Raw genomic sequence first — 21893 nt, forward strand, 5'->3', positions numbered from 1 at the left:
TGATCAGGGTGATTGCTGAGGAGCGCGCGCTCATGCTGCTGCCTTGCTGCGCCAGCCATGGGTCGCGCGATAGCCACGGAACCTTATTCTTCGGACATCGACTGCTGGTTCCACGGAAGGACCGATCCCGCGCGTCGCGCGATCGAGCCCGGTTGCCGATCATCTGCGGGCAAGGGACATTCCCTCACGGCCTGATCTGCCTAAAACCGGTCGAAACAAGTGCAGGAGCGGCTCCATGACGGGTTAGAAACCCGGCCTTCGCCAGTCTGTCGCTGAAGATCGGCCACGCTGCGAAAGAGCGGCAGTCTTACCAGATCGAACTCGTCGAAGGTCAAGCCGTCACGCTTTCTCCCCGGGCAAGGCATCGGTCCGATATTCTCCTCCCGCACGAAGATGCCGATCCCCTTGCTGGCGAGTTCGGCACCCCTGCAAGTGGAATTCCGGCCAGCCGTTCGGTGGTAATAGCATCGTAAAGCAAGTGACCGCGGGGACAACCATTCGCCCGCCTCAAGGTGCCTCAATCTCAACACGAGGGAAACTTAATCAAATCTGAACCTTAAGACCTGATCTGTGCACGGATAGGGACAGCAATTTTCAGCATTGGGGGTCTGGCCTGGACCAACTTGTCAATCCGTCGAAGGCGGGATCCGACACTTCCATCGAGAGCGCGCTCGGGCTCGACCGTAAGGGCGTAAGCCGCAAGCGTCGACGCTTCTGGCTCTACGTTCTGCTGGCGACAGCGATCGTCGCGGCCGGCACTGGCGTTTACCAAGAGTATGCGGCCGCTCCGCCGAGGGTCGAGTATACCACCGTGCCCGCGGCGACCGCCGACCTCATCGTCGAGGTATCGGCCACGGGCACGCTGCAGCCGCTGACCCAGGTCGACATTTCCAGCGAGCTCTCCGGCATCGTCCGCTCGGTCGCGGCCAATGAAAACCAGCAGGTGAAGAAGGGCGACGTGCTGGCGACGCTCGATACCGCCAAGCTGGAGGTCCAGATCGAACGTGCCGAAGCCTCGGCAAAGGCGGCGGCGGCAGCCGTCGAGACCGCCAAGGTCACGCTGCAGGAAAACGAGAACGCCGTGGTGCGCGCGGCGGCCCTCACCAAGCGCGGCATGGCGACGGACCAGTCGCTTGAGGCAGCGACGGCAACGCGCGATCGTTCGAAGGCGGCACTGGACAGCGCCGAGGCCAATCTGGCCATCGCCCGGGCCGACCTCAAGGCGCAGCGGACCGACCTTGCCAAGAGCACGATCTACGCACCGATCGACGGCATCGTGCTCACGCGCTCGGTCGATCCCGGCCAGACGGTTGCGTCCTCGCTGCAGGCGCCGGTGCTGTTCATCATCGCCGCCGACCTGAGGAACATGGAATTGCAGGCCGCAGTCGACGAGGCCGATATCGGCGCGGTGAAACCTGGACAGCATGCCCGCTTCACCGTCGACGCCTTCCCCGACCGCCCCTTCGACGCCGAAATCCGCGACATCGCTTATGCCTCTGTCACCACCGATGGCGTCGTCACCTACAATGCGCGGCTCGAGGTCGATAACAACGAGCTTCTGCTCAGGCCAGGCATGACGGCAACCGTCTCAGTGGTCACCAAGCAGGCCAAGGGCGTGGTCACGGTGCCCTCGACCGCCTTCCGCTACCGCCCGGCGCAACAGGCCGAGCGTGGCTGGAGCCTGCGCGACCTGTTCATCGGCCGCATGGGCCGCCCCAACCGGCAGCGCGAAGCGACGAAGGCGCCGACCGACGGCTCGCGCACGCTTTATGTGCTGGAGAACGGACGGCCGCATCCGGTCAACGTCAGGATCGGCTCGACCGACGGCGAGTTGACCGAGATCACGTCCGGTCTCGACGAAGGCGCGCAGGTCATCACCGGCGCGCAGCAGCGGAGCTGACCGGTGTCGGCTCCCCTGCTGATCACCTTCGACAAGGTCTGGAAAAGCTATGGCGAGGGCGAGGCCCGCGTGCATGCGCTGGCCGGCGTCGATCTCGCCATCCGGCGCGGCGAGTTCGTCGCCATCACGGGCCCGTCCGGCTCGGGCAAATCGACCGCCATGAACATCATCGGCTGCCTCGACACGCCGACGGTCGGAACCTATTCTTTCATCGGCGTCGATGCCGGACGGCTCGACCGCAACCGTCGCGCCTTGCTGCGCAACCTCTATGTCGGCTTCGTCTTCCAGGGCTACAATCTGTTGCCGCGCACGACGGCGGCGGAAAATGTCGAGCTGCCGCTGATCTATCGCGGCGTTGCCGCGCGCGAGCGCCGCGATCTCGCCATGCAGGCGCTGGCTGAGGTCGCGTTGATCGGGCGCGAGCACCATACGCCGGCGGAGCTCTCTGGCGGCCAGCAGCAGCGCGTGGCGATCGCGCGCGCCATCGTGACCCGGCCGACGCTGCTTGTCGCCGACGAGCCGACCGGCAATCTCGACACCGCGCGCACGCACGAGATCATGGAATTGCTGACCCGGCTCAACGCCGACCTTGGCCTGACCATCGTCATGGTCACCCATGAGGCGGATGTCGCAGCTTATGCGGAGCGCACGATCCGCTTCCTCGACGGCCACGTCGCCGCGGACACCGCGAACGCGGAGGCGGCATGATCTGGGAAACGGTCCGCCTTTCGCTGCGCTCGATCCGCCGCAACGTGCTGCGCTCGTTCCTGACGCTGCTCGGCATCGTCATCGGCGTCGCCGCCGTCATAGCCATGCTCACCATCGGCTCCGGCACGACGGAGAAGGTCAAAGCCGATATTTCCAAGCTTGGCAGCAACCTGCTGGTCGTCCGCTCCGGCCGTCCGGCCGGGCCAGGCGGTCCGGGCGGGCTCGACCAGGTGGTCCGTCCTCTGGCCGAAAAGGACCTCGCGGCACTGGTCGCGCATCTGACGGGCGCGCGCGCCATTTCGCCGGCCTCGCAAAAGCAGGTCCGCGTCATCTTCGGCACCGAGAGCCTGACATCGGGCGTCACCGGCACCGACAGCGCCTATCTCGATGCGCGCGACTGGAAGCTGGTGTCCGGCCGTCCGTTCAGCGATTCCGAAACCCGCTCCGGCACCGGCGTCTGCCTGATCGGCCAGACGGTGCGCCAGCAATTCTTCGGCGCCGGCGACCCCGAGGGCGAGATCATCCGCGTCAACCGTACTTCCTGCAAGATCATCGGACTGCTCGAGCCCAAGGGCTATACCGGCTTCGGCCAGGACCAGGACAATGTGGTGCTGATGCCGCTGCACGCCTATCAGCGCCGTATCGCCGGTAACCGCGACATCGACAACATCTACATCGCCGCCGACGACACGACGCCGACCAGCGAACTGCAGCCGCGCGTCGAGGATATCTTGCGCGATATCAGGCGCGTCACCGCCGACCGCGAGAGCGATTTCGCCATCCGCGACATGACCCAGATGGCCGACGCCATGGCCAGCGCCACCACCACCATGACCGGCATGCTGGGCGCTGTCGCTGGCGTCAGCCTGTTGGTCGGCGGCATCGGCATCATGAACATCATGCTGGTCTCGGTCACCGAGCGCACACGCGAGATCGGCATCCGGCTTGCCATCGGCGCGCATGAAAAGCACATCCTCATCCAGTTCCTGGTCGAGGCGACGGTGCTGTCGCTGCTTGGCGGCATCATCGGCATCCTGATCGGCCTGGCGCTGGCCGGCCTCGCCTCGGTGGCACTGACCATCCCCTTTGCGCCAAGCCCGGCGGTCATCCTGCTCGCTGTCGGTTTTTCGGCGGTGATCGGCATGGTGTTCGGCTTCTTCCCGGCGCTGCGCGGCGCAAGGCTCGACCCGATCGACGCGCTGCGGCACGAGTGAGCCGAGGCCGCCTCCCCGTCGGATTTTCCGGTGCCCGACCAATCGTGGCCAGCGAATGCGATTCGATCAAAGACTTCATATGCGGCGCATGAGGCCTTCGGGCTGGTCCGTCACATCGCAGATGATGAGCAGCCCCTCGTATCTGCGGCTCCGCCTCGGCCGCGACGAGTGGGCTGATGCGGCGCCAGCTCGTCGGCCAAGCCAGCGATCCGGTAGTGCTGGAAGATCATCGTACCGCTCGGCGTCGACACTGCATGAGCGCCGTCCATGTTCAGCCTTCTACAAGTCGAGCCCGCCTTCCCCCTCACCTCGCCGATCTTGTTGAAGTGGGCACGACCAGCCCTCGCGAAAGTCGATCGGTTTGACGGGCCGGCGCTGAGATAAATGCGGCCGGCATTGACTGTGTGCGGTCCATGCCGATCGCGCCACCAGCGCGTTGTCGCCCGCCACCAGAGCCATAGGCATGCGCGGCACCGGAATTCTCGCGCCGCTTACGCAGAGCAAGAAGCTCGAATAGACCGCAGGGCAGCGGCCGACGAGGCTGCCGTCTCTGTAAGGCAAGATCGGAAAGCAGCACCACATGCCGCCAAAAAACGCGTGATTGGCCGCCGTTTCCTGACGCCAATTCTTGGCGATCGCCGCTCAATGTTGAGGGCGAAGGGATGTGGCCCGGGGTCGAGCCGGGACCTCCATCGCGCCAACCGGAAGCATGATAGCGTGAGGTGCGATCCAACAAACCATGTTGTGTCGGACACTGGACAAGAATGTCGAAAGCCCGACAAAAGCACCGCGTTGCCGGGCCGAACCCTGCTTGAGTCAGGTGGCATGGCGCTTGCTACCCAGTTTCTAGGATTGTGCAGCACGCAGCGAAGCCACGGACCAACCGTGGCTGAAACGCGGAGCTCCATAGAAAGCCAGAGGAAACCATGCCTATTCCGGCCGCCGCCTATCGAGGTATCGTCCCTTTTGGAGGTCCGTGCTCGGCAACTGTCTTGCCCATGGGTGCTGTTCGCCGGACGCGCCGGTTCGTGGCGGCCGCCAAATTGCCGGTCGGTTCTGACCAGTGCGTGAGTGGCGATAAGCTCATGCAGGGGACGGCGACACTGCCATCGGCACGTCACTGCCCGCCCATCTTTGGTAATCTGGGATTGGCTGCAGCCGGGCTCTCGAGCACCCCAACAGTCGTCCCGGCACAGCCCTATTTCGACGCACGCATATGCGACCACAAAGCCTGTTTCCTCGACGAGAAGCAGCGCCTTGTCACCTTTTTGCCTGTCGCCGCCGCCCGACATCAGCCACGTCAGCCTCGTTCTGGTGAGGAAGCCCACAAGCCACGACGCTCTCGTGTCACCGGAAGGAAAGCGGGTCGGAAACCACACGACCTCGTCATGCCCGGCCGCCGAGGATGATGTCCGTCGGCTGGCTAAGAGGGCCGTGCACACATTTTCTAGAGGAGCAAGTTTATGACGGTTCACAAGAAGGTCCCCTTCGTCACGTTTCACACGCGTGTTCGCGATGAATCCGTTCAGGGGCCAAATCCATATCGCTGGGAAGACAAGACATCCGACGACTATTTTGCCGACAAGCGGGTCATACTGTTTTCGCTACCTGGCGCCTTCACGCCGACCTGCACGACCTACCAACTGCCGAAATTCGACGACCTCTATGACGAGTTCAAAAAGCAGGGGATCGACGCGATCTACTGTCTTTCCGTGAACGATGCCTTCGTCATGAACGCTTGGGGAAAATCCCTGGGTGTTCACAAGGTAGAGCTCATCCCTGACGGGTCAGGCGAGTTTACGCGCAAAATGGGCATGCTGGTGGCCAAGGACAATCTCGGATTCGGCATGCGCTCCTGGCGCTACGCCGCCCTCATCAGCAATGGCGTGGTGGAGAAATGGTTTGAGGAGGGTGGTTTCTCCGACAACTGCGAAGCCGACCCCTACCTGGTCTCATCCCCGCAAAACGTTCTTGAAACGCTCAAGGCTGCCGCATGAGTTAGAGGCGCCAAGCCTCACATACAGTTGTAGCCGCCGGAGCCACGCTCGACAGGAGTTCGCGCTCGCCATGCAATCCTCAGCAAGCCTGCTTCAGCGTCAGAAGCAATCCATGGTGGCATCGCCTCAGCTGATTGAGTCGATACGGTTGCTGCAACTGTCGCATACCGAACTGCATCAGTATCTGGGGCAGGAAATCGCGAAGAACCCTCTGTTGGAGCTGGCGTCAAACGATGATGGCGCGTCTGGACAAGATTCGTCGATGTCGGGGGAGGATTCCCAGATCGACATACGCGAAAAGGACTTCGCCAAGCCGATCAGTGCCGGCACGCCTGAGCGGCTCACGCAATCGAAGGCGACCCGCAACACGGCCAACGCCCCGTCGGGCGAAGGCAATGCCGTCGACAATTTTGCCGCTTTCACCGAAACATTGCACGACCATGTCGCTCACCAGATTGCCCTCACTCCATTCACATCGCAGCAGCGGCTGATTGCCGGCGAGCTTGCCGCGCATCTGGAGGAAACCGGCTATCTGCGGGTAAGCCTGTCAGAACTGGCCGGCAGCCTGAACGTCCGAGAGGGCGATGTGGAACGGGTGCTCGCAACCATGCAGCACTTTGACCCACCGGGACTCTTTGCGCGAACGCTCAGCGAATGCCTTGAGATCCAGTTGCGCCAGCGAGACCGGTTCGACCCGGCGATGGCAGCTTTGGTTGCCAATCTTCAGACGCTTGCGCGACGTGATTATCAGGCCTTGAAGCAGCTTTGCGGTGTCGACGAAGAGGACCTTCTCGACATGTTGCATGAAATCCGTGCGCTTGACCCCAAGCCTGGGAATCAGTTCCAAACCGGCGTGCTGGAATCCGTCGTGCCCGAGGTCTGGGTGACGCCCTGTCCCGGCGGTGGATGGCAAATCGAACTTGATCCGAACACACTGCCCAAGCTGCTGATCAACCAAACCTATTACGCCGAAGTCTCGCGCGCGACCGCCCAAAATTCGAAAGATCAGGCATTTCTCAACCAGTGTCTGGAGAACGCGAACTGGCTGATCCGCAGCCTTGATCAGCGCGCCAAGACGATCCTTAAGGTCGCCACCGAAATCGTGCGCCAGCAGGAAGCCTTTTTGGAATACGGCATCGCGCATCTGAGGCCTCTCAATCTCAGGACTGTGGCCGACGCCATTAACGTGCACGAGTCCACGGTCAGCCGGGTGACCTCGAACAAATACATGCTTACGCCCCGCGGTGTTTTCGAACTCAAGTACTTTTTCACCGTGGCGATCGCCTCCTGCGAAGGCGGTGACGCTCACTCCGCAGAATCTGTCCGCCATCTGATCAAGGCAATCATCGCCGCAGAATCGCTGCAGGAGGTACTTTCCGACGATGACATCGCAGCCCGGCTCATGGAAACGGGTATCCATGTTGCTCGCCGCACCGTCACCAAATATCGCGAGGCGATGAACATCCCCTCCTCGATACAACGACGCCGGGAAAGGCGCTTATGGCTCAACGGTGATCAAGGCCTGAAGGCATCTTAAGCTGACGAGCTACCCTTAGTCCAAAGCGATCCCGCTGTTGATGCGTGTGAGGCGGCTTTCGCCTTCCTCCGGACCGAAGCAGCCTTCAAATTCACTGCATTCCCGGCAGCTAGGCACGGTGCACAGCGAAAAACCTTCCGCCTCGCAGAGCTTGCGGTAAAAAAACTTCTTCCATTTCATGTTTTGGGTGTTGCCGGCTGCCAAGGTCGGGAAATGCGTGGCAAGCAGGCGGCTGAGCTCGGCCCGATTGACAAGGCCAAGGTCCTGCCACAGATGATCGTTGCGCATCGAACGACGGGCGATGATCTTTGCGAAGCAGGCGCTCGCCGGGTTGTCTGGCCGAGCATGCGCCAAGAGCAAGTCGTGCAGAAGCTCTTCCTCCATCTCGGGCTCGGGATCGCATGCCTCTTCCAAGGCGAAGGCGTCGATCACAATTGCCGGGCAACAACGGGCGACGAGATCGCGCAGCTCGGCGCGGGAAAGCCCGGTTGAGTCCGTCGCCGTCGCCTCGCCGGCCTCAACCTCCTTGAGCGCGCACGACAGGACACAGGCAAGCACATGCTGGTCGAAGCCCTTTTCCAGCTCGGAGCCGCGTCTTTGGCCGGTGCCGAGACCGCCATCGCGATGGGCGAACATGGTCCCGTTCTCCTGGGTTGTCTCGTCGGTCATGCAGAGACGCTATCGGCCACTGTCTGGCAGTCAGACTCGGGCACAGTGCACCGCTAACCGCAGGCATGGTCGAGAACAGGCTGGTGCGGTTGAGCTCGTGGTCAAAGCCATCGTCCTCGCCTTCTGCGGCCGGCGCATTTCACCTGCGTGGTCAATGGCATCAGAACGCACGACCTCGCGCGCGCAGTTTTTGAAGCGGCGGCCGCAGCCGATGCTACTGGCGCTGTGTCTATTGATGAGATGGCAGGCACCCTCTGCATCATGCGGTTGCGAATTCAAACCCGCGCATGACCAAGCGACTTGTTGATCGCTGGAATGATCTTCTCGCCCCAGCGATCCATCTGGCGCAGCATCGTCTTTTGGTCGAAATCTCCCAACTGGGTCTGGATTGCGATCTGGTCCGGCTTCAAGATGTCGATCTCTTCCAGCAGTCGTTCGATTACGCGATTCAAGCTGCCGATCGGCAGGTTCTCGCGCATGGTTTCGAATGACAGATCCTGCTGGGTCGGCGTTTCCTGCAGCAGATAGCCGTCCACGCTCTGCTCGCGCCGCTCATGCAGCGCTTCAGAAAGCCGGCGTTGGAAGCGCGCATTGTCGAGATAGCTGTTGATCTCTGCCTCGTCGTCGCTGGCATAGCAGCAACGCAGCAAAGATATCTTGGCGTCCGTGACTTTCCTGCCCTCGGAAGCCGCGGCCTTTTCGATCGTTGTGCGCAGCGTGCTCAAACTTTCCAGGCCATTGTGCAATGCTGTGACAAATAAATTGAGTCCCTCACGATAGGCCCGGCTCATGCGCGCGGACCCGCTGGCGATCCAGATCGGAGGGGTCGGCTTTTGGACGACGCGCACCGATGTTGCCGTCAGCGGTATCGTCTCATACCGGCCGTGATGCTCGAAGATGTCCTGCTTGAGACCCTTGAGAAGGATGTCCAAATATTCCGAGAAGACGGCGGGCGCCCCATCAATATCCACGCCGAAGCGCTCAAACTCGAATTGCTGATACCCCAAGCCGAGGCCGAGCTCGAGACGGCCGTTCGAAACGATGTCAGCGAAGCCGACCTCGGACAGCAGGCGCTGTGGCTGATAGAGCGGCAGCACGCACACGGCAGTGCCGAGGCGAATGGTGCTCGTCACCCCGGCGCAGTGGGCCACCATCATCAAGGGCGACGGAATGAGGCTGTAATTGTTGAAGTGGTGCTCGGCGAACCAGGCTGTATTGAAGCCAGCCTGCTCCGATACGACCGCCTGTTCGATGGAGTTGCGGATGACGCTGTCGCAAGATTGATGATAGCCGCGTTGAGCAGCCAGGATGAAGGTGGCAAATTCCATGGTGCTTCCTTTGCTCGCAGAAGGGTTGGCCGATCATGGGCCGGCTCGGCATCCGCACGGTTGCTCGCCATATCGATCTGGCGCTTGGCGGGGCGGGATTCTTCGGCAGACCGCGCGCATACTGCGTGCTGGGGCGCTCCCAAAGTTGGAGCTGCTTCAACCCGGAGGAACATCCGCGCCGCTGATGACATCCTCGACCGCGGCCGCCCTGTGGGGGCGCGCAGCCGGGAACTCCAACGTTTTTCGTCGGCATCGAAAGGCCACAGCACGTGGCATTGCGCATGGGCGTCCATCAACCCGCGGCCTCCGCAAAACCGTGGTCAGGGAGGCCGCCAGTGTCTCCTGCATCGCCAAACGAGGTCCAGCCACCGTCCACGTAAAGGGTCGAGCCGCTGATGTACGAGGCGTCAGAGGAAGCAAGGAAAAACACCGCATCCGCGACCTCTTCCGGCCGTCCCATCCTGCCCATCGGGATGCGTCGTGCGATCAAATTCAAATCGATGCGACCGGCCCTGGCCAACTGATCAATGGCAGGCGTGCGGATGCAACCAGGAGCGACGGTGGCTGTGCGAATGCCGACCGGCCCAAGTTCGGCCGCCATGCATCGGGACAGCATATCCATCGCCGCTCTCGAGGCGCCATAGATATGGCGTGGCGCGAAGGGCAGAAAGCAGTCGATCGATGCGAGATTGAGGATCACGCTGCCCGGGCACATCACCTTGATCGCCTCGCGCGCACAGGTGAAAGCACCGGTGATATTGACGTCCAGGACGTGTTCTATCCCTACCGGCGTTTCTTCAATGCCTGAACTGAAAGCCTCGGCGACAGCAGCACAGTTGACGAGGACATCGATGCGTCCGAATCGCCCCCGCAGGTCGTTGAACAGCGCCACCACCTCGCTTTCGAGGGCCACATCCACGGACTGCGCCAGGCTCCTTCCGCCCAGCGATCCAGGGAGCGCTGTGGCGGCAGCGTAGTCCCTATCTGCAATTACGACGGTATCGCCGTTGGCGGTGAAACGGCGAACAATGGCGGCGCCGGCGCCGTTTGCGCCGCCCGTGACGACCACGATTCGTGAGTCGGTGGGTTCGGCCTTACAGGAAAGCTCGTTTCGGGGTGCCCCTTCCACTGCGGCATGCGCATCCCCTGCCTGGTTGAATGTCATCCAGCCGCCATCGACCGCCAGCACCGATCCGGTGATGTAGCTCGCCTGCGGGCTGGCCAGAAAGCGGGCGACCCGGGCGATCTCGTCGGCCCGCGCCATCCGCCCCATCGGTACGCGGCGGCGCATCGCCGCCGGGTCCATTTTGCGCGCCCGTTCCAGTGCTGCAATCATCGGCGTGTGCACGCAGCCCGGCGCTACCGCTGTGACGCGGACGCCGCGTGAAGCCCACTCGCAAGCCAGCGACTTCGTCAACGAGATCAGACCCGCTTTTGAAGCGGCGTAGGCGTTGCGTTTGGGATTGCTGATAATGCCCGCTATCGAGGCGATATTGACGATTGCGCTGCCCGGCCCCATGCGCCTGGCGGCTTCGCGGGACATGAGCAACGGCCCAACTAGATTTACTGCCAGGCCGCGACGGAAGGCGTCGACGCCCGAGTCAACTGTCGCAGTCATGGTCGGCCCGACGGCTGCGTTGTTGATGAGGACGTCGAGCTGCGCGAACTGAGCTTGGAGCCGGCCATAGAGTGCGCGCACTTCCTCCTCTCGCGAGACGTCGCATTCGAGGCCCAGATGCGGATGGCCGCAGTCACGAGCCAGTTCAACCACGCCCCTGCCGGGGAGGTCGACCGCAACAACAGTGTCCCCATCCCCGGCCAGGATACTGACCAGGGCGCGGCCGATTCCCCCCGCGGCCCCTGTGATGATCACGATGCGCCCGGCCTGCTTCACGGGATCTTGCTGCGGGCATCAGCAATTCCTGCCCGTCGGACCGCGGAATGCTGCGCCGCGCTAAAGCAAAAACTGCTTGGGAATACTTGGCCCTGCGTTACCGCAGTGTGAGCAACATAGCAGGCCGCCCTCCCCATCGGGCCGCTGCCGGGCAGAAACGCTATGTCCTCGGCTGCGTCCGTGCCGGGCAGAATTGCGCCGGGATTGCTGTCTGTAATCATCACAGACCTTGTCTTCGATCGCCGCCCAGGCTCGGAACCTCTGCTTCGTGGCGAGGAGGGATGCGATGCTTTGCGAGCGCATAGACCGCGTCAACCGGACGAGGTGCGCCGATCGGCTGCCGCCGGCCAAACCGTTCTGCCTCAGGCACCGCGGGTGGGACCTGCTCCTCGACCCAATCGTAGACCACCGTCCGTTCGGAGATCCGCCACTGCCCTTGCCTCTTCTCAAACAGATCGCAGTAGCGGCCGCAGAGCAGCATCTGGCGTACTTCTCCGTCCTCGTCCGGGCCGCGTTGCTTTGCTGAGAAATAGCTCTCGACGGCGGCCTCTGCCTGGCTGATGAATTCGATCAGCACGTTCGTGATCCGATGGATGTTTCGCGGTCCGGTCTTGAAGACCACGAGCGCCGACCGGATGAAACCTTCTGCCGAGCCGCAATAGGCTCCATGATTGTCGTGCGCATCTGGCCAGTACGCGCTGCGCAGCGCCGCCTCATCCGCGCGGTCAATCCCGCGGCAGTACCGATAAAGGCAATCGCGGATCGCTTCGCGGTCGAGTAATTCCGTGATTTTTTCTTGGTCCATCGGTCCTGTCGCAACACTGAACTGGGAAGGCGTTCGCGCGCTCGCCCACCGTTTGCGCGTCATGTGGAGTGGCTTGAGATGTCCCTTGCGCAGCTGCGACGAGAACGGTGGATCAGAGGACGCAATTATCCTGGCCAGCGTGCCGCCACATTGACGGAGGTTGATTTAAGCTCGTCCGGGCCGCGTTCGACTGAGTCCGGCTCACGCTGCGCAGCGGGCGTGCGGTCCACTTCCAGCGCACGTTCGGGGCAGGATTGCGCGCCTTGCAGCGCGAGCAACTGCTCCCCCGCCGTAATCTCGATGTCACCGGGCAGGATGTAGCCCTCGTCATCAAGCTTGAAGATCTCCGGCGCTTGCGCCGAGCAACGCGCGTGGCCCTGGCATTTGGTGTTGTGGACGATAATGCGCATAGCGCTGCCTACCTTGTCGCTCGCGCCATTGTCTGCGCCGTGTCTCGGGGCGGCCGTCGTCATGACCAATCCAGGACCAGATTTTCAATCCCGAACACATGGCCGCCATAGGTGATGGGCGATGTACCCTTCTTGATCCGGAAAGCCGGTATGCGCGCCAGCCACTCCTCCAAGGCAATGACAATCTCCCGTCGGGCAAGGTGTGAGCCAATGCAACGATGGGGTCCATAGCCAAAGGCGGCGTGGCGATTGTTCTCTCGGGCCAGATCGACCGTGTTGGGGCATTCGAATTCTGCCGGGTCACGATTTGCGATCATCGTCGCGCAGGAAACATAATCCCCCTTGCGGATCGGCGCGCCTTCGAAGTCGATATCCTTCCTTGCCACGCGGAGCATCTGAATGGGCGGATAGGCGCGCAGCAATTCTTCGGCTGCGAGCGCAATCCGCTCCGGTTCGCTGCGCAGCAGTTCCTGATCTTCGGGGTTGCGCGCGAGATAGGCCAGGTCGAAGCCTATAGCTGCTGCGACGCTGTCGAGTCCCGCGACGAACACAAGCACGCCAATGCCACGGACTTCCTCGTCGGTCAGCCGGCGACCCTCGAGCTCGGCCTGCACGATGAAGCTGATAAAATCATCGACGGGCTCCTTGCGGCGCAAGGCTGTAAGTTCGTCGATGAAGTCCACGATCGTCCGGGCAGCCGCCGATCGTTCAGGGCGATCGCCGTGGAGCAGCTCTTGCCCCCAGCGGACAAATGTATCGAGCCTGTCATCCGGCAAGCCCAGAAAACGAAGGGAGATGCTGACCGCGAAAGGGAAGGCGAAATCTTTCGTGACGTCGCAGCTTGAGCCCGATGCGGCGATTCTGTCGATGAGCAAGACCGCTCGCTCGCGGACAGCGGGCTCCAGTTCCGCCACCCGCTTTGGCGAGAGCAGCGGATTGAGGAGTGAGCGAAAGACACCGTGGGCCGGTGGATCGAGCTCAAGCGGGATTGTCGGCCAGCTTTCATCCAGCGCGGCTGAAAAAAGTTTACGATGGCTGGAAAAGTTTTCGGCGTCCTGCAGCACCCGGCGCTGATCTGCGGCGCGAGTGATGACCCAGGTGCCCAGGCCATCTTGCGTATTGTAGGGAGAATAAAAGATTGGCGGCCCGCTGTGGACGCAAGCGACCGCTGCGTGCGGGTCCCCGTTGGGCGTCCGTTGCATGCCTGGCGACGTAAAGAGGCTGAAGTCCCTGACCATTTCGCGCGGGACATGATCTGGAACGCGGCTGACCGGCATTTGGCTCTCCTATGTTTCAGGCGTTGTTTGCGTTCGATTGGCGATCGCACGGCAGGTCACACCATGGATTGACCACGCGTGGTACGTTCCGGCCCAGGCGTACTGATCGGGCAATGAGATGCGCTCAAATGAACCAACATGCCGCCTGACAAAATCGTCAGGGCAAGTTGCGTGCCGTTTAACGCACCCCTTGCGTTGCCGCATAATTGCCCGCAACCAGTGGCCGGGTCTTGGCCGCCTGTTGTTCGGCTTGCGACATTCTTGCTCAGCTTCGAACACAGCAAGTGGCTGATGAAGGCGCCTCAGGCCGCAAACGCCACGACCCGAGACGAATTTCCCGCAGTGGTGCGCGCTTGGGGATGTGAAACACCCTCCAGACAAAACAGGAGCAGGAGCAGGATGCGATCGCCGTTGCTGCGACGGGGGTCTTCGCAGACCGGTGTCCTCACAGACCGCTGCGGCGCAAGCAGAACGCGTTAGAGACGGAGCCGTCAAGGTCGATACCGTCCCACCGGTTTGCCGCAAAGCGTCGGTCGGCCCTTGGCGCTTCATTGTCCGAAGCCGGTGAGCAAGAGCAGATTGCGCCGACTATACAGCACCATCCGAGCGGCCCTGGCGGCAAGCGAGCCGGGCCCGGTCCGGGGAAGGCACCATGCGCCTGCTCAAACGGGTCAATCGTTGCTTCAGGTGAGGTGGCATTGGCACTTGCACGCACGGTGAGGCCCATCAAGGCATCAGAAAAGACGACGGAACCCTGGCTAAGAGACGACACTCTGTCGAAGCGCCTTGGAGATTGTGCCGGTCTCGCCGCGGTACCTCGACCCTTCACACCTCGTGCTCGGTAGCCGTAGCTGTCTCGCGACCGCGACGTTCGCCATGGAATTACCGGCCACCTTCCATCCGAGGCGACTTGCTCGTCTCCGCCTCGGAGAAACCGGCACCGATATTGCATTCTCGCCATCGCAACATGTCGGGTAGTGAACATCCCTTCGCGCAATGCCGCCGAGACCAGTGGATCTTTTGGTTTTGTGCGGGTCAACGCTGCCAGCTCACGTTCCAGCGCACCCAATTGGCGAGCTTATTCATGACCGATTCCGCGACAGGCTTCATGGGCGCTGTTCTGCACGAGCCGGAAAGGCCGGATCAACGGTCTGACCCTGCATGGGGTGCAGTCGTTTCGCTTGCCTTGGGCACGTTCGGGCTGGTGGCGGCAGAGTTTCTGCCGGCCAGCGTTCTGACACCGCTCGCGCATGATCTCGGTGTCACCGAGGGCGCGGCCGGACAGACGATGACAGCCACCGCGATCGCTGCGGCGATCTCTGCGCCGACGATGGCCATCATCACAAAGCGGTTGGACCGCAGGATCATCCTGTGGGCGATGATGCTGCTGCAGATCCTGTCCAACGTTCTGGCGGAGTTTGCGTGGTCCCTTTCGGTTTTCCTGACTGCACGCGTAGGGCTCGGGATTGCGCTCGGCGGCTTCTGGTCGATTTCAGCATCGCTGGCGAGACGGCTCGTCCCAAATCACCTCCTGCCGCGCGCCATGTCGATCATCCTCACCGGCGGTTCCGTCGCTGTCATTTGCGCGCCCCCCATCGGCGCCTATGTCGGCGACATCTGGGGATGGCGAGCCGACTTCATGATCGCGGCGGTCGTCAATGCCATTACACTGCTGGTGCAAGTCGCAACGCTTCCAACCCTGCCGCCGGTTGAAATGGCTGGATTGCGTAATCTGCTCTATTTCGCCAAGAAACCGATGATCAAGGGCGCGCTTCTGGCCGTCCTGCTGGTCGGTTCTGGACACTACGCCAGCTTCACCTACATCCGAGCCTTCCTCGAAAAGATTCCCGCGCTTGATATCGAGACGATCTCGCTTGTGTTGTTCGCTGCTGGAATAGGGGGCTTCTTCGGCAACTTGGCCGCCGCATTCGGGGTCAAACACAGCCTAGCGGCGGTCGTGGCCGTACCGCCTCTGCTCATGGGTACAGCCGCTGTTTCGCTGCTGATGGTGGGAGCATCGGCCTCGGCCTCGGCGATGGCGGTTGCCGTATGGGGCTTTGCCTACGGGGCGGTGCCGGTGGGGATTCAGACATGGATGGTGCTGCGCGCCATTCCCGAACAGGCCGAAAGCGCAGGGGTGTTGATGACCGCAGCTTTCCAAGTGGCCATCGCAGTCGGCGCTATTTTGGGCGGACTGCTGGTGAATAATGTCGACCTGGCCAGTGTCTTCACTTACAGCGCGATTGCCACGTTCCTCGCTGCACTGACAATTTTCCTGCTCGTCACGAAGCGCGCAACCTACATCGCCTGAAGAAGGCCTCAGCTCGGCGCGGCGAAAGATGCAGTCGCATCAGCCGCGGCCCGCGATCGAGCGTACTATTGTTTAGCGGCCTCAGGCTTTGTCTTGCCGGTAGTTGGGCTGCCTGCGCGCGGCTACTGCCTTCCGGGCGCCTTCCGATCGACAGTGCCAGCGTCTCGCCCGCCCTCGCCTTCGCGCCAAGGGAGCGGCCCAATGATTTCCCAAGACGGAGTGAGTCAGGGCGACGCAGCCCGGCCCAACTCAGCACGTTCGTATGTCCGACTGCATGGCCCTGTTCTCTGCCTGCCAATGATCTCTCGTTCAGAAAATCGAGTTGCCCTTCATGCTCCAGGCGTTTGGTCCTTGTGGTGGGCCAAAGCGAAGTTCAAACTGGATCGCCTCTGGGCAAGGTCAGCAGCAAGGGGCCGCTAAGATGCGGCCCCTCCAACGGACTGACCCCCTAACTCTCCGATGCAACCGGGATTCGCGGAACAGGCGAGAACTGGATTCGCGGAGTAGGCGGGAAGTGGGCAGGACACATGACCGAGCACCATAGGCCGGCCACCGCGAGCGCCCACGATGTGCGGCCGCAACCCGCCTAGATGCGTCTCAAACTCCACCTGTTTTGCCACCCCCTCCAGGTTCTTGGTGACGCCCGGACTTTGTCGGCAATGAGCCGGCTCCGGCCTATGATGTCTTAGCCTCTCTATGACTGCGTCATGCAGCATCTGACCCCCATCTATTCTGCTCAAATGCATTCCAAGCTCCTATGACTAACGGACGTCCCATATGTCCGAGCGCATGCATACTCGGGCGAGCTTTCGAGAATCTGACGAGCGTAGGATGGCCAGCACTCGCCCGCTCACACCATAGGTCAAGCGCCGCTAAAAGACCTGCTTGGGACAGTGACCTTCGACACGCTTGCCTTTCAAGATTGGCTTAAACAGGACACGACGTTGCGCCCCCAACGCCGGTTTGCGATCACGGCGACTGCCAATGCTGGCGAAACCACTGCTTCTGCGGCTCCGCGATGGCGGCTGCCATCCGGAGCGTCGCCTCGGGGTAAACGTGGATAGCTGTGCGCTGTCCCGAGCAGGCCGAAAGCGCCAGTGTTCCGATCACCGCGGAAGCCGATCTGGATACGCCGCGGCGCAGTACTTGAACGGTCGAGTACTTGCGCCTCAGCGATGCGGACAGAGCAGGACCAATCGCTCATCAAGGTGGTGACCGGCCGATGCTCGGCTTCAGATCGACGGCAGCGCAGCCGCGATCCTGGCCGGCATCGAAATGACCCACATGATGCGCGAGCGACAGGCGAGGTACGCTTCAGTGCGAATCGGCCTTGGCCGAGCAGTTTGAAATCCTCGCCGCCTGACTGGCCTCGCATCAACGGCTGGGTCTGTACCTGTATTCAGCCCTTACAACAAACCCTCAGGAGCGCGACGCCGGCCGCACTCCCATTTCCTTGAGCAGCCGGCTCGCGCCGTCGATCTTGTCCATGGTCCAAAGCATGAAGCGACTGTCGACATGGATGGCGCGTGTGCGATCCGTGTCGAAGGCCCAGTCCGAGATCGCGCCCTCCAGCGTGCCGTCGAAGGCGAGACCCACGAACTCGCCGCGCCCGTTCAGCGTCGCCGAGCCGCTGTTGCCGCCAGTGATGTCGACCGTGGACATGAAGTTGACCGGCAACGTGCCCAGCACAGGCGCCACATACGGGCCATAATCCTTGGCCCGGATCGCGGCGATAGCGGCATCCGGCACATTAAACTCGCCCCTGCCAGTGTGCTTGGCCAGAAGTCCCTCTGCAGTGGTGAAGGGCGTCCAGACCTGCCCGTCGCGCGTTCGCCCCGTCACCTTGCCCCAGGTGATGCGCAGCGATCCATTAGCATCGGGATACACCGGCCGGCCGATCGCCTGCCGATAGGCACGCAGGCCCTCCATATAGGTCGCGCGCGCCGTCAGCCCGCGGCCAGCGCGGTCCTTCGCCGTGCGGTCCGCAGCTATGTCGCCGGGATAGAGTGCGATCGCCAGCTTGATAAAAGGATCGTCCGATGCCTCGAAGGCAGTAGCCGGTTTCTCGAGCCAGCCGAGCCGCGTTGCCGTGTCTGCGAGTTTGGTGTCTGCATAAAGTCGGTCAAAGCCAATTTGGTCCAGAGCGGTTTCGAAGGCAGTATCGCGGTCCTCTGCGTCCAGCCGGCGATATTCATCGAGCGCGGCCTCGAACAGCTTGCGATCGATGTCCGGCAGATAACTGCGTTCGATCCGCGTCAGTCGATCCACGGTCTCGTTAAGGTCACGATCCTGAAAGCCGCTTTCGCGCTCTTCATCGGGCTTCTCGTGCTCCTTGGCCCAGCGATAGAGAGTGCGCGCCGATGAGAGGATTTTCGCGCGCTCTAGCACCGACTCCCGCAGACTCTTGAGCGAGGACCGGCTGTTCTCGGCCACGACGGCGTCCAGTTCGCGGATTGCTGCGCCATAGCGCGCCTGCCGCGCGGGATCGTCAGCGATCCAGTCGCGATAGGCTTTCTCGTCGGTGGTCTTGCGCGCGTCGAGCCCGATCGCGTCTGCGCCGGCGAGATCGCCCGCCAGCTTCTTCTCGACGTTCTGGACGTTGCGCAGGATGGAGGCGTAGCGGATCTGCGCCTCGCGATTGCCTGCCGTTGCCCGGTTGATCTGGGTGGCGTAATCCGAGAACAAATGGTGCAACAGCGGTTCGTGGTGCGCGAAGTTGAACTGGACTTCATCCGCGGTGAGGAACCGATCGGTTGCGCCGGGAAAGCCGGCGACCATTACGAAGTCGCCTTCCTCGACGCCTTCACGGGCTATGGGTAGCCAGCTCTTCGGCCGGTAAGGCACATTGTCGCGCGCATAAGGCCGGGAGGAACCATCAGGAGCGACATAGGCGCGATAAAAGCCGAAGTCGCCTGTGTGGCGTGGCCACATCCAATTGTCGGTTTCGCCCCCGAAGCTACCGAGGCCGAGCGCGGGCGCATAGACGAGGCGCACGTCCTGAATTTCGAGCTTCTGCTCGAGATAGTAGGAAGCGCCGCCATAATAGGACTCCACGTTACAACGGCGATTGGGCTGTTCTTCACATGCGGCGGTCAGCGCCTTGCGGTTTCTGTCGAGCCTCTCATAGCGGTCAAAGCCGTTCAGCTCGTCTGAGACGCCTTCGAGCATGTCGGCGGTCACATCGCGCACATCCTCGATGACCTCAATGCGGCTGCCGGGCGCGGCGGGCAATTCCTCACCCAGGCTCTTCGCCAGAAAACCGTCTGTGATATAGTCCTGGCCGTCGTTGCTGTGGTATTGGATGGATCCGAACACACAGTGATAATTGGTTACGACCAGCCCTTGTGGACTGACGAAGGAGGCGGAGCATCCACCCAGTGATACGATCGCGTTGAGCGGGTCAGCATCCAGACGGAGCAGCTGGGCGGGATCGATCTGGAGCCCATCCGCGCGCATGGCCTCCCCCACTTCCGCAGTCTGGCCCGGCATCCACATTCCTTCGTGCGCCGACGCAGCGCTCACCATCAAGAGCAAGGCGACGGCAGTCGCTTCGGCCAAACATTTCAAATTCGGGTTCATGCTGATCTCGCTTCCATCTTCCATATTGATTCCTCTTCTCGGCAGATCGGATCGATGGCTATCGGCAAGGCCGGCGTCCGCCAGCGGGCTGCGCGACTGCCGCTGGTGAAGACCGCGTGGGCAATGGCGCGGAAACTGGATGAGGCTCGCCTGTCACCGTATCGGTTCCATGCAACGTTTGCGGATCATCCGTCGCATTTGGCATGCCAAGGCAATAAAGCTTGCAATACTAGGTGGCGAGCGGTCCCATCCTATGTCGGACCGTCGACATTGGTGCAGACCCGACACTTTCGTGCTGGCACAGACCTTAGGTTTCAGCTTGCAGCATTTTTCCCTCAGCGTTCTTGCCGGGGAGCTCGTCGAGATGTTGCTGAACTGCGGCCATCCTCGCCGGCGCTCAGGTCTGCTAAGAGCCCGGGTCGCCGGCGGCGCATCAAATGCGGAGAAAATTCTAGCGTGCCATCGGCACGCGCCGGTAGGCTAGCCGTGATGAAGACCGGCGCGGTTCGGCAGCCCGATAGCACCAGGCCGACAAAATAGCAGCGGTAAGGGTGGGCGTCATCGAAGGCCACTTATACGTCGCAGCTCGTCGAACCGGAGCTAGCAAGACCATGCTCGCCAGGTGCCTAAGGAATCTCGGTGATGGAAAGCCCGATCGAGGCGACCGGCGACGGACTTTTTCGCCAATTACTACGGCAAACTTTGCTGCGGATGGTAGCAATCAGAAGCCATCTGGCTACCGCCCTTGCCAAGGTTGGGGTCGAGCGTTCGAATCGCTTCACCCGCTCCAGTTTTCCTTAGGGAAATCAAGCATTTAGATAAGGGCCGCCGCACGGTGGCCCTTTCTGTTTTTGCTATTGGTCAACACCCGGTCAACACGCACGTTGATCGATTTCCCACGTAGCCGATAGCACGCGGGCTGGGCTATAGCGCAGCTTGGTCAAGACTCATCGCGTCCTACCGGTCCCAATCGCGGCCGTGGAAGACTCCATTCCTTGCCAGGGGTAACCAACGCGATGGCGGAGGAGCGGGTCGAAGCAGGCGCAACCGATCCTCCTTCACCAAACCACGCACAGCGCCGGATGGCTATGAAACCGGACTTGCTTGTCCTACACCGCCGATGCTTCAGTGATAGGAGGAGAGCCAAAATGTCCAAGCGGTTCAATCATACGCAAGCTTTTGCGCATTTCGATACTGTGCCAACGAACGTCCAATGGAGTTGGTCAGCGAGAAACGAGAGCAAAGGAACCGTCGTGGTTACTCTTTGGCAGGACGAGTTCAAAAAGGTTGACGGAAAGCTTGTTTATACCCGAGGCGCGTTGTGGGACGACGCGTGCCAGCCGAGGCGTCTATATGATCACTAATCGCCGTCAGCCATCTCGCTATATCAGTGAGCTCTGCGAGATTGCTAACGACGAAGTTCGCTTCGAGACGATCGAGGGCGTCGCATTAAGCCAGTGCCCAGCTTGCCTCGTCGGCCAATTGGTTGAGCGGCGCAATAAGAACGGAGGCGTATTTCGTGGATGTAATCAGTTCCCGGACTGCAAACACGGTGAACCGGTGGCTGCCGACCGTAGGAGTCGGTCCCGTTCACCTCACTCTTTGTAGGCCGCAGGCTTGCTAGTACTGTCACACCGAAACTGTGCTGCTTCCTGCCGAGAGTGATTGGATTCGCTTTCGCTATCCTGCAGTCATGAACGAGGCATTTATATCGGCATTGCCCAAAATTGCGGTATACGGCGGATGTATGAAGCGAGTTTTGGCCACCATACCAGGAGTGAACCTTTGAGCGATCAAAACGTAGCCCCGACGGCCGATCTGGTCGGGCTGACGGCAGACATTGTCTCGGCCTATGTCAGCCAAAACCCTCTGCCCGTCGCTGGGTTGCCAGACCTCATCGCGTCGATCCATTCGTCGCTGTCAAACCTGGGCCAGCCGAGTGGGACCGCCCAACCGACACAGGACCCGGCCATCAATCCGAAAAGGTCGGTAACGCCGGACTACATCATCTGCCTCGAAGACGGCAAGAGATTCAAATCGCTGAAAAGGCATCTCGCAGTACATTACGGCCTCACTCCAGACGAATACCGCGAGAAGTGGGGATTGAAGCAGGATTACCCGATGGTTGCGCCAAATTACGCGGCCCAAAGATCGACGCTCGCAAAGGCGGCGGGGCTCGGACGCAAGCCGCAGCCGACGCCGGCCAAAAAGGCTCCTGCCAAACGCAAGCCTAGGTGTTTGATCCCAGGCTTTGATGGTGCATT

General features: G+C 61.6%; 14 protein-coding genes, 1 tRNA gene and 1 pseudogene. 9 read left to right on the plus strand and 7 right to left on the minus strand.

Going from position 1 to position 21893, the window contains the following annotated elements; genetic code table 11:
- Window positions 1-613: 613 nt before the first annotated feature.
- From MESCI2_RS0121810 to rpoN, 5 genes are all read left to right on the plus strand, one after another.
- Window positions 614-1900: an efflux RND transporter periplasmic adaptor subunit gene (locus tag MESCI2_RS0121810; protein ID WP_027038426.1), complete on the plus strand. Its 1287-nt coding sequence runs from the start codon at window positions 614-616 to the stop codon at window positions 1898-1900.
- 3 nt (window positions 1901-1903) lie between these two features.
- Window positions 1904-2608 (plus strand): ABC transporter ATP-binding protein, encoded by a 705-nt coding sequence (locus MESCI2_RS0121815; RefSeq protein ID WP_027038427.1) that lies wholly within the window; start codon window positions 1904-1906, stop codon window positions 2606-2608.
- Complete coding sequence (locus tag MESCI2_RS0121820) at window positions 2605-3822, plus strand: ABC transporter permease (RefSeq protein ID WP_027038428.1); 1218 nt, start codon at window positions 2605-2607, stop codon at window positions 3820-3822. Before MESCI2_RS0121815 ends, MESCI2_RS0121820 begins: the two co-directional genes overlap by 4 nt.
- A 1463-nt stretch (window positions 3823-5285) precedes the next feature.
- Window positions 5286-5819 (plus strand): peroxiredoxin, encoded by a 534-nt coding sequence (locus MESCI2_RS0121825; protein ID WP_027038429.1) that lies wholly within the window; start codon window positions 5286-5288, stop codon window positions 5817-5819.
- A gap of 70 nt (window positions 5820-5889) precedes the next feature.
- Complete coding sequence (gene rpoN / locus MESCI2_RS01000000135010; RefSeq protein ID WP_050596612.1) at window positions 5890-7356, plus strand: RNA polymerase factor sigma-54; 1467 nt, start codon at window positions 5890-5892, stop codon at window positions 7354-7356.
- Between the two features lie 15 nt (window positions 7357-7371).
- Here rpoN and MESCI2_RS0121835 read toward each other — a convergent pair whose 3' ends face one another.
- The 6 genes from MESCI2_RS0121835 to MESCI2_RS0121865 form a co-directional block, all read right to left on the minus strand.
- Window positions 7372-7992 carry a nitrogen fixation protein NifQ gene (locus tag MESCI2_RS0121835; RefSeq protein ID WP_027038430.1) on the minus strand — a complete coding sequence of 207 codons (621 nt, stop codon included), beginning with the start codon at window positions 7990-7992 and terminating at the stop codon, window positions 7372-7374.
- A gap of 308 nt (window positions 7993-8300) precedes the next feature.
- A complete protein-coding gene (locus tag MESCI2_RS0121840) occupies window positions 8301-9353 on the minus strand; it encodes an LLM class flavin-dependent oxidoreductase (protein WP_027038431.1) in 1053 nt (350 codons plus the stop codon).
- A 292-nt stretch (window positions 9354-9645) separates the two neighbouring features.
- A complete protein-coding gene (locus MESCI2_RS0121845; protein WP_027038432.1) occupies window positions 9646-11247 on the minus strand; it encodes an SDR family oxidoreductase in 1602 nt (533 codons plus the stop codon).
- Between the two features lie 220 nt (window positions 11248-11467).
- Entirely contained in the window at window positions 11468-12052 is a 585-nt protein-coding gene (locus MESCI2_RS01000000135015; protein ID WP_050596613.1) for a nuclear transport factor 2 family protein, read from the minus strand.
- 125 nt (window positions 12053-12177) lie between these two features.
- Window positions 12178-12462 carry a ferredoxin gene (locus MESCI2_RS01000000135020; protein ID WP_050596622.1) on the minus strand — a complete coding sequence of 95 codons (285 nt, stop codon included), beginning with the start codon at window positions 12460-12462 and terminating at the stop codon, window positions 12178-12180.
- A 59-nt stretch (window positions 12463-12521) separates the two neighbouring features.
- Window positions 12522-13739: a cytochrome P450 gene (locus MESCI2_RS0121865; protein WP_027038434.1), complete on the minus strand. Its 1218-nt coding sequence runs from the start codon at window positions 13737-13739 to the stop codon at window positions 12522-12524.
- A 1084-nt stretch (window positions 13740-14823) separates the two neighbouring features.
- Between MESCI2_RS0121865 and MESCI2_RS0121870 the strand changes: the two genes are divergently transcribed.
- Window positions 14824-16050, plus strand: a complete 1227-nt coding sequence (locus MESCI2_RS0121870; RefSeq protein WP_027038435.1) for an MFS transporter — start codon at window positions 14824-14826, stop codon at window positions 16048-16050.
- A 1419-nt stretch (window positions 16051-17469) separates the two neighbouring features.
- Here the strand turns inward: MESCI2_RS0121870 and MESCI2_RS0121875 are convergent.
- The gene (locus MESCI2_RS0121875; RefSeq protein WP_235984499.1) at window positions 17470-19653 is read right to left on the minus strand and encodes a S46 family peptidase; all 2184 of its coding nucleotides are present in this window, start codon (window positions 19651-19653) and stop codon (window positions 17470-17472) included.
- Window positions 19654-20336: 683 nt separating this feature from the next.
- Between MESCI2_RS0121875 and MESCI2_RS1000000138010 the strand changes: the two genes are divergently transcribed.
- From MESCI2_RS1000000138010 to MESCI2_RS1000000138870, 3 genes and pseudogenes are all read left to right on the plus strand, one after another.
- A tRNA-Ser gene (locus tag MESCI2_RS1000000138010) sits at window positions 20337-20419 on the plus strand.
- 563 nt (window positions 20420-20982) lie between these two features.
- Window positions 20983-21237: a topoisomerase DNA-binding C4 zinc finger domain-containing protein gene (locus tag MESCI2_RS1000000137115; protein ID WP_235984500.1), complete on the plus strand. Its 255-nt coding sequence runs from the start codon at window positions 20983-20985 to the stop codon at window positions 21235-21237.
- A 135-nt stretch (window positions 21238-21372) separates the two neighbouring features.
- A pseudogene (locus tag MESCI2_RS1000000138870) lies at window positions 21373-21864 on the plus strand (MucR family transcriptional regulator); the annotation flags it as partial.
- Window positions 21865-21893 lie beyond the last annotated feature (29 nt).

The organism is Mesorhizobium ciceri WSM4083, from assembly GCF_000519305.1.
In the GTDB taxonomy this organism is placed as follows: Bacteria; Pseudomonadota; Alphaproteobacteria; order Rhizobiales; family Rhizobiaceae; genus Mesorhizobium; species Mesorhizobium ciceri_B.

Bases quoted from the DNA above. Each gene is read 5' to 3' on its own strand.
- MESCI2_RS0121820 (WP_027038428.1), top strand. From the start codon at position 2,605: ATGATCTGGGAAACGGTCCGCCTTTCGCTGCGCTCGATCCGCCGCAAC.
- MESCI2_RS0121825 (WP_027038429.1), top strand. From the start codon at position 5,286: ATGACGGTTCACAAGAAGGTCCCCTTCGTCACGTTTCACACGCGTGTT.
- rpoN (WP_050596612.1), top strand. From the start codon at position 5,890: ATGCAATCCTCAGCAAGCCTGCTTCAGCGTCAGAAGCAATCCATGGTG.
- MESCI2_RS0121835 (WP_027038430.1), bottom strand. From the start codon at position 7,992: ATGTTCGCCCATCGCGATGGCGGTCTCGGCACCGGCCAAAGACGCGGC.
- MESCI2_RS0121840 (WP_027038431.1), bottom strand. From the start codon at position 9,353: ATGGAATTTGCCACCTTCATCCTGGCTGCTCAACGCGGCTATCATCAA.
- MESCI2_RS01000000135015 (WP_050596613.1), bottom strand. From the start codon at position 12,052: ATGGACCAAGAAAAAATCACGGAATTACTCGACCGCGAAGCGATCCGC.
- MESCI2_RS01000000135020 (WP_050596622.1), bottom strand. From the start codon at position 12,462: ATGCGCATTATCGTCCACAACACCAAATGCCAGGGCCACGCGCGTTGC.
- MESCI2_RS0121865 (WP_027038434.1), bottom strand. From the start codon at position 13,739: ATGCCGGTCAGCCGCGTTCCAGATCATGTCCCGCGCGAAATGGTCAGG.
- MESCI2_RS0121870 (WP_027038435.1), top strand. From the start codon at position 14,824: ATGACCGATTCCGCGACAGGCTTCATGGGCGCTGTTCTGCACGAGCCG.
- MESCI2_RS0121875 (WP_235984499.1), bottom strand. From the start codon at position 19,653: ATGGAAGATGGAAGCGAGATCAGCATGAACCCGAATTTGAAATGTTTG.
- MESCI2_RS1000000137115 (WP_235984500.1), top strand. From the start codon at position 20,983: ATGATCACTAATCGCCGTCAGCCATCTCGCTATATCAGTGAGCTCTGC.